Genomic DNA, 6,672 nt, shown 5'->3' with positions numbered 1-6,672 from the left:
CCGATGACCATCGAGCTGGGTATGCCCGCCCCCGCCGTCCGGCCGCGGCCCCGCAGATCGTCCCGGCGGCTGGACGTCGGCGGGGTCCCGGTCGGCGGCGGCGCGCCGGTGTCGGTGCAGTCGATGACCACGACCCTGACCGCCGACGTGAACGCCACCCTCCAGCAGATCGCCGAACTGACCGCGGCGGGCTGCCAGATCGTCCGGGTTGCCTGCCCGTCCCAGGACGACGCCGACGCCCTGACGGCCATCGCCGCCAAATCCCCGATCCCGGTGATCGCCGACATCCATTTCCAGCCGCGCTACGTCTACCAGGCGATCGAGGCGGGCTGCGCGGCCGTCCGGGTCAATCCGGGCAACATCAAACGCTTCGACGACCAGGTCAAGCAGATAGCGAAGGAGGCCCATGGCGCGAAAACCCCCATCAGAATCGGCGTGAACGCCGGCTCGCTCGACAAGCGCCTCCTCTCGAAATACGGACGGGTCACTCCGGAGGCGCTCGTCGAGTCCGCTCTGTGGGAGTGTTCGCTGTTCGAGGAGCACGGCTTCACCGACATCAAGATCTCGGTGAAGCACCACGACCCGCTGACCATGATCGAGGCGTACCGGCAGCTCGCCGCCCGCTGCGACTACCCGCTCCATCTGGGCGTCACCGAGGCGGGGCCGCCGCCGCAGGGCACCATCAAGTCCGCGGTCGCGTTCGGGGTGCTGCTGCACGAGGGGATCGGCGACACCATCCGGGTCTCCCTCACCGCCGACCCGGTCGAGGAGGTCAAGGCGGGGCAGCAGATCCTCGCCAGCCTCGGCCTGCGCCGCCGCCAGCTCGAGATCGTCTCCTGCCCCGGCTGCGGCCGGCTCCAGGTCGACCTCTACACGCTCACCGCCCGGGTGCAGGCCGCGTTCGACGGGTTCCCGCATCCGCTGCGCGTGGCCGTCATGGGCTGTGTCGTCAACGGCCCCGGCGAGGCCCGCGAAGCCGATCTCGGCGTCGCCAGCGGCAACGGCAAAGGCCAGATCTTCGTCCGCGGCCGGATCGTGGCGACGGTCCCGGAATCCCGCATCGTCGAGGCGCTCCTGGACGAGGCGCTGAAGCTCACCGCCGAAGAGGACCGAGCCGAAGAGGACTGAAGGGGGGAGGACGCGGCCGGGTGCTCCCGGCTTCCGGCCGCGTCCCGCTCAGGCCAGGCGGAACAGCAGCAGCCTGGTCTCCACGGCATGGTCGCGCCAGGCGCGGAACAGCCGTGCGTGGATCAGTTCCGACTCCGCCAGCCGTCCGCCGCCGATCGGCGACGGCAGCCCGCGGGCCACCCGGTCGCGCTCGGCCGCCGTCCACGCCATGGACTGGATCCAGAACTCCGCGACCTCGTCGGTGACGTCCACGTCGCTCTCCAGGGCGAACCCGGCGGCCCCGGCGGCGGAGACGTACTCGGGGACCGTGCCGAGGCGGGTCTTGTAGTAGCCGTCCAGGAAGCCCGCCAGCTCGGGACGGCGGACGAAATGCTCCTGGATCCCGACCCGCGCGCCGGGCACCAGCGCCCCGGCCAGGACGGCGAACAGCCGCTCCCGGTCCATGTAGCCGGAGCTCTCGATCGCCACGGCGCTGGTGTAGGCGCGGCGGACGGCCAGCGTGTGGACGTCGCCGTGGAGCGGGGTCACCCGGCCCGAGAGACCGGCCTCCCCGGCGAACCGCGCGATGATCGGCACATGCTCGCCGGTGACGGTCAGCGCGGTGACCTCGGCGCCGTACTCGCCGGCCCACAGCAGCGAGCCGCCTCCCAGCCCGCAGCCGATGTCGAGCAGCCGGCCCGGAGGTGCCTCCTCGAAGCCCCACAGGGCGGCGGCGCGGTGCAGGACGGCCCGCTGGGAGGCGACGAGCCGGTCCTTGATCTCCTCCTGCGGCACCCACGTGCTCAGCGGGGTGTCGAAGGTCCCCAGATGGAAGTGGACCTCGGGCCCTGGGCCGTACTTGTGGAGGATCTCGGTGGTCTTCCGCGAGTAGTACCGCGGCACCTGGTCCGCTTCGAAGGTCCGGGTTCCGTCCATGGAAGCCTCCTTTCGTGGCTGGGCCGCCCCTACTGGGCGTGCCGGGCGGACTTGAGTTCCCAGGCGAGCTCGCCGGCCATCCAGATCCGCAGCCCCCACAGGAAGGCGTCCACCGACGCCCGGACGTCGGGGGCGACGCCCAGCTCGTCGAGGATCCGCGGCATCCGCGCCGCGCAGTCCTCGAAGTGCCGGGTCCTGCGGGTCGCGAGCTCGTTGACGATCCGCACGGCGGCGGGCAGGTCGTGCGCGAAGAGCCGGTTGACGATGAGCACGGCGTTGCCGAGTTCGCCTTCGCGTTCCACCTCGCGGTGGTAGGAGATGATGTCGTTGCGGAGCGCCACGCCGTCGCCGGCCGCGCAGATCAGCTCGAGCATCGGCCGCGAGTTCAGCAGCCAGGCGGGCAGCCCGCCCTGGAGCGCGCACCGGTGCATGGCCATGCTGTGCCACCAGCCGACCGCCTGCCGTCGTGTCTCGAAGTAGTCGATCAGGTCGGGCATCTCGCCGCGCTTGATGTTCGACACCTCCCAGGAGAAGGCGTCGAACATGAACTTCATGGTCTGGAAGAGATCCTGCAGCACCTCGGGGGAGACCACCGCCGCGGCGCGGCTCCAGACGTCCAGGAGCGCCCGCTGCACGGGGTCGCCGGGCACGGGCAGTTCCGGCGGCGGGAGCGGCAGCGCGATCGCGGGCATACACGCCGCGATCCGCGCCACGTAGCGGCGGGCGCCCGCCAGGTCGAGGTCCGGGTTGAACCCCTGGGCGAACAGGTCGTCCACATAGAACCCGATCACGTACAGCCCGGCGATGAGCTCCAGCTCCGCCGGGGGAGCGGTGGGGTGGGTGACGGCGACCATCGCGGCGTAGTCGGTCGCCTCGAACTGCGTCCTGCTCCAGACGGGCGCGCCGGAGACCTCGTGGTCGAGGAAGCCCATCCGCTCCGTCCACGCGCCGATCCGGGGGCGCAGCCACGCCAGATGCGGGCTCTCCCCGGTCGGGAAAGGCATGAAGAACGCGGGCAGCGGGAACCGGGCGGCGGTGCCGTCGTCCGGGACGGCGGGGGTGCCGGGCTCGCCGTCGAGCAGGGCGCGCAGCCCGGCGAGATACCGTTCGACGGTCCGCCGGTGCGGGTGCTCGAGCCCGATCTGCTCGAACAGCTCGGGAAGTTCGGCGGCGGAGATCCGGTCGAACAGCTCCAGCCGCGAGTGCAGCAGGTTTCCGGTCGCCGCCGGATGGTCGCCGCCCAGCGCGGCCGCCACGACCGCCGGGTAGGCGGCGGCGCCGCACGGCACGGACCGTCCGTCGAGGTCCGCGCGCAGCTCCCCGACGTCGGCGACGACCCGTGCGGCCGTGCGGAGCTGCCGGAGCTCGGTGAGCCCCATCGGCAGTTCGGCGTCGAGCACGTGCTCGGCCAGCAGCGGGACCAGCGCGTGGACGCCCGCCTCACGACGCCAGGCGATGTACTGGATCAGATCGAGGTCGCGTCCTTCGGCGGCCCGCTCCGCGCCTTCCCGGAGGGCGTGGAAATGCTGGGAGAGCGCGGCGGCGAACCGGCGCCGCCAGTAGACCGAGCGGCCGATGGCCGTCAGCGTCCAGAGGATCGACAGATCGCGTTCGACCGCGGTGACGGGCGCGGCGGTGATCGCGAGGCGTTCGCCGGTGAGGTGCGGCAGCCGGGCGAGGAACCCCGCCGCCGCCTGGGGCGCGGCCCCGGCCAGCTCGGCGTCGGCGTCGGCGAGCCAGTCCCGCCAGCGGCACAGGAGGTCGGCCTGGTCGGCGGGGCAGATCCGGGCGAGTTCGGTGAGCATCAGCCGGCGGCCCTTCCGTGGCGGAGGAGACGGCCGGGGGTGGCGTCGGTGCAGACCCCGTCCTGGAAGGTGATCTCCCCGTTGACGATCGTGTACCGGTAGCCCTCGCTGCGCCGGATCCGCCGCCATTCGCCGCCCGGCTGATCGGTGACGATCTCGTCGTCGAGGGCGCGCAGCCGCTGCAGGTCGTAGACGACGAGGTCGGCGGGCGCGCCGACGGTGACGCTGCCGCGGTCCTTGATCCCGGCGACCCAGGCGGGGAGCGCCGACAGTTTCCAGTGCATCTCCTCCAGGCTCACCCACCCCCGGTCCCGGACGTAGCTCGCGAGGTGCTCGGTCGGATAGCTGCCCGAGACGATCATCTTGGTGTGGGCGCCGCCGTCGGAGACGCCCGGCAGGACGAACGGGTGCCGCACGACCTCCTTCAGCAGCTCCTCGTCGATCTGGGTGAGCGGAACCTGCCAGACGGTCCGCAGATCTTCGGCCAGCGAGATCTCCAGCAGGGCGTCGACGGTGTCCTGTCCGGTCTCGGCCGCGATGTCGGTGAGCAGCCTTCCCTGGAAGCGCCGGTACTCGGGCAGGCCGGTCTGCCGCAGGACCGTGTGGTGCAGCGGGTAGAACGCGGGCTTGTCGCGGCGGAGCGCCTCCTGGACGTCCGGGTCGCTCAGCTTCTTGATCCGTTCCTCGACGGTCCCGATCAGGGACTCGCGCCACGGCCGGTGGGCGTCCCACATGTTCCAGACGTCCAGGGAGAAGGCCATGCTCGGGTCGGTGGTGAAGCCCTGCGCGTACAGCGGCAGGCCGCGTTCCCTGCACCGGTCGAACCAGCCCATCAGTTCGCGGACGGCTCCCGGGTTCGCGCCGTCGGGCATGAGGGCGTTCCACAGGATGTTCCGGCCGCCCGCCGCCGCGAGCTCCTCGAGATGGCGCTGGTCGGCGGCCTGGTCGTTGGTCATCAGGGACATCTGGATGAAGCCCTCGTTCCGCTCCGCCATAGCCCTGACCAGCGCCATCGCGGTCTCGTCGGCCATGATGTCGGAGGGGAAGCAGCGGGTCTTGTGGTCGCGCTGGGCGCTGAAGATCGTGTCGGGCGGCAGCCGCTGGGCGGACCAGCCGCAGGCGCCCGCCTCCAGCGCCTCCGCCAGCAGCCGGGCCATCTCGGCGTTCTCCGCCGGGGTGGCGGCGCGGGAGTAGGCGGCGTCCTCGCCCATCACATAGACCAGCAGCGGCGAGACCGGCAGATACGGCAGGACGTTCACGCCCTTGGCGACGGTGTCGAGGGCGTCGAGGTAGCCGGGGAACCCCTCCCAGGTCCACGGCAGGGCCTGCCGCATCGCCTCCAGGGGGATCTGCTCGTTGCGGCTCAGCGCGTTCATCGCCCAGTCCCGCATCTCCGGCCGGACCGGCGCGAACCCGAACCCGCAGTTGCCGATGACGACGGAGGTGACGCCGTGGAACCCCGAGATGGTGCAGTACGGATCCCAGAAGAGCTGGGCGTCGTAGTGGGTGTGCAGGTCGACGAAGCCGGGCGCCACGATGTGGCCTTCGGCGTCGAGCCGCCGGTCCGCGGTGGCGCCGGCCAGCCGGCCGAGCGCGGCGATCCGGCCGTCCTTGATCGCGACGTCGGCGTTGAAGCGGGGGTTGCGCAGACCGTCGACCACGGTGCCGCCCACGATGATCGTGTCGTACTGGCTCACGGCTCCTCCAGGAAGCGGCGGCTCGGGAGGTGCCGCCGTCTCCAGTACGCCAGTTCGGTGGTGCGCGCTCCGCATTCGATCGACCAAAAAGGGTCTCGCTTGTCCCGCATGTCTCGCTTGCCGTTTTTTGTTTCTTGACAGCGGGGTCAAGAGCCTGCTCAATGGAGACCTGCCGTCGGATGTGCGGGAGCGTGGAATGGCCAATGCGCCCAACTGCCTGCTGCGCGCCCTGCTGGACGAGGCCGGATGGAGCGGGGCGGCGCTGTCGCGAGAGATCGGCGCGGTGGCGGCCGAGCAGGGGATCCCGCTCCTCTTCGACCGGAAGACCGTCTCGTTCTGGCTGGGCGGCCGCAAACCCCGGCCGCCGGTGCCGGAGCTGGTGGCCGAAGCGCTCTCGCGGGCGCTCGGCCGTCGGATAACCGTCGCCGAGACGGGGCTGTCTCACGAAACATATCTCTTTCCTTATGCTGCTGACATCAGCGAAACAGCCGTTCAGACTGGGCGAGGCGACCCTTGGTTTCGGGACGAATGCCTTGACGCACAGGATGCGGTGACGGTGTTGAACGAATTGGGACAATTGCAGCGCAGACGGGTGCTGGCGGCCGGTGCCTACAGCCTCGCCCTCCTGAAGGTGCCGGGCTGGGCTCAGGCGGCCGGCGTGCGGGGGACGGCGGAATCGGTCGGCGGGGTGGTGGCGTCCGCCCGGGTAGAGGCGGTCGAGCAGATGGCCCGGCTGTTCACCGACACCGACAACACCTTCGGCGGCGGGTACGCGCGCCGCACCCTGGCCGCCGACCTGTCGGACGACGTGGTCCCGCTGCTGCGGGCGGCGGCCCCGCCGCCGCTGCGCCTGCGGCTGTTCCGCGCGGCCACCCAGCTCACCTACCGGTGCGCGTTCATGTGCTTCGACGACGAGCAGCACGCGCTCGCCCAGCGCTACTACCGGGCCGCCCTCGACCTGGCCAAGGAGGCGGCGGACCCGGCGAGCTACGCCGTCACCCTGCGGGCGATGTCGGTGCAGGCCCGCTCCCTCGGCCACCACGGCCACGCCCTCGACCTCGCCGAGACGGCCGCCGCCACCGGCCACCGCAAGGCCAGCCCGGAACGGCACGCCTTCCTGCTCGGGC

General features: G+C 71.6%; 4 protein-coding genes and 1 pseudogene. 2 read left to right on the top strand and 3 right to left on the bottom strand.

The genetic code is table 11. From position 1 onward, the window contains the following. Positions 1–3 precede the first annotated feature (3 nt). On the top strand, positions 4–1,128 hold the full coding sequence (gene ispG, locus ACYVE7_RS26650) for a flavodoxin-dependent (E)-4-hydroxy-3-methylbut-2-enyl-diphosphate synthase (RefSeq protein WP_460368295.1): 1,125 nt from the start codon (positions 4–6) through the stop codon (positions 1,126–1,128). 48 nt (positions 1,129–1,176) lie between these two features. Here the strand turns inward: ispG and ACYVE7_RS26645 are convergent, their stop codons facing one another. From ACYVE7_RS26645 to ACYVE7_RS26635, 3 genes are read right to left on the bottom strand one after another with little or no spacing between them, the layout of a single operon-like run. Further along, positions 1,177–2,043, bottom strand: a complete 867-nt coding sequence (locus tag ACYVE7_RS26645; protein ID WP_460368293.1) for an SAM-dependent methyltransferase — start codon at positions 2,041–2,043, stop codon at positions 1,177–1,179. Between the two features lie 29 nt (positions 2,044–2,072). After that, a complete protein-coding gene (locus ACYVE7_RS26640) occupies positions 2,073–3,848 on the bottom strand; it encodes a terpene synthase family protein (RefSeq protein WP_460368291.1) in 1,776 nt (591 codons plus the stop codon). Then, positions 3,848–5,545, bottom strand: coding sequence for an N-acyl-D-amino-acid deacylase family protein (locus tag ACYVE7_RS26635; RefSeq protein ID WP_460368289.1), 1,698 nt, complete (start codon positions 5,543–5,545; stop codon positions 3,848–3,850). The genes ACYVE7_RS26640 and ACYVE7_RS26635 overlap by 1 nt, the downstream gene beginning before the upstream one ends. A 196-nt stretch (positions 5,546–5,741) precedes the next feature. Between ACYVE7_RS26635 and ACYVE7_RS26630 the strand changes: the two are divergent. Then, positions 5,742–6,672: pseudogene (locus ACYVE7_RS26630) on the top strand (hypothetical protein); the annotation flags it as partial.

It is taken from the genome of Actinocorallia lasiicapitis (genome assembly GCF_054778695.1).
The sequence above is the reverse complement of the archived record's forward strand: the minus strand, read 5'-3'. Positions and strand labels throughout refer to the sequence as shown.

Coding starts and splice junctions, on each gene's coding strand:
- ACYVE7_RS26645 (WP_460368293.1), bottom strand. CDS start 2,043: ATGGACGGAACCCGGACCTTCGAAGCGGACCAGGTGCCGCGGTACTAC.
- ACYVE7_RS26640 (WP_460368291.1), bottom strand. CDS start 3,848: ATGCTCACCGAACTCGCCCGGATCTGCCCCGCCGACCAGGCCGACCTC.
- ispG (WP_460368295.1), top strand. CDS start 4: ATGACCATCGAGCTGGGTATGCCCGCCCCCGCCGTCCGGCCGCGGCCC.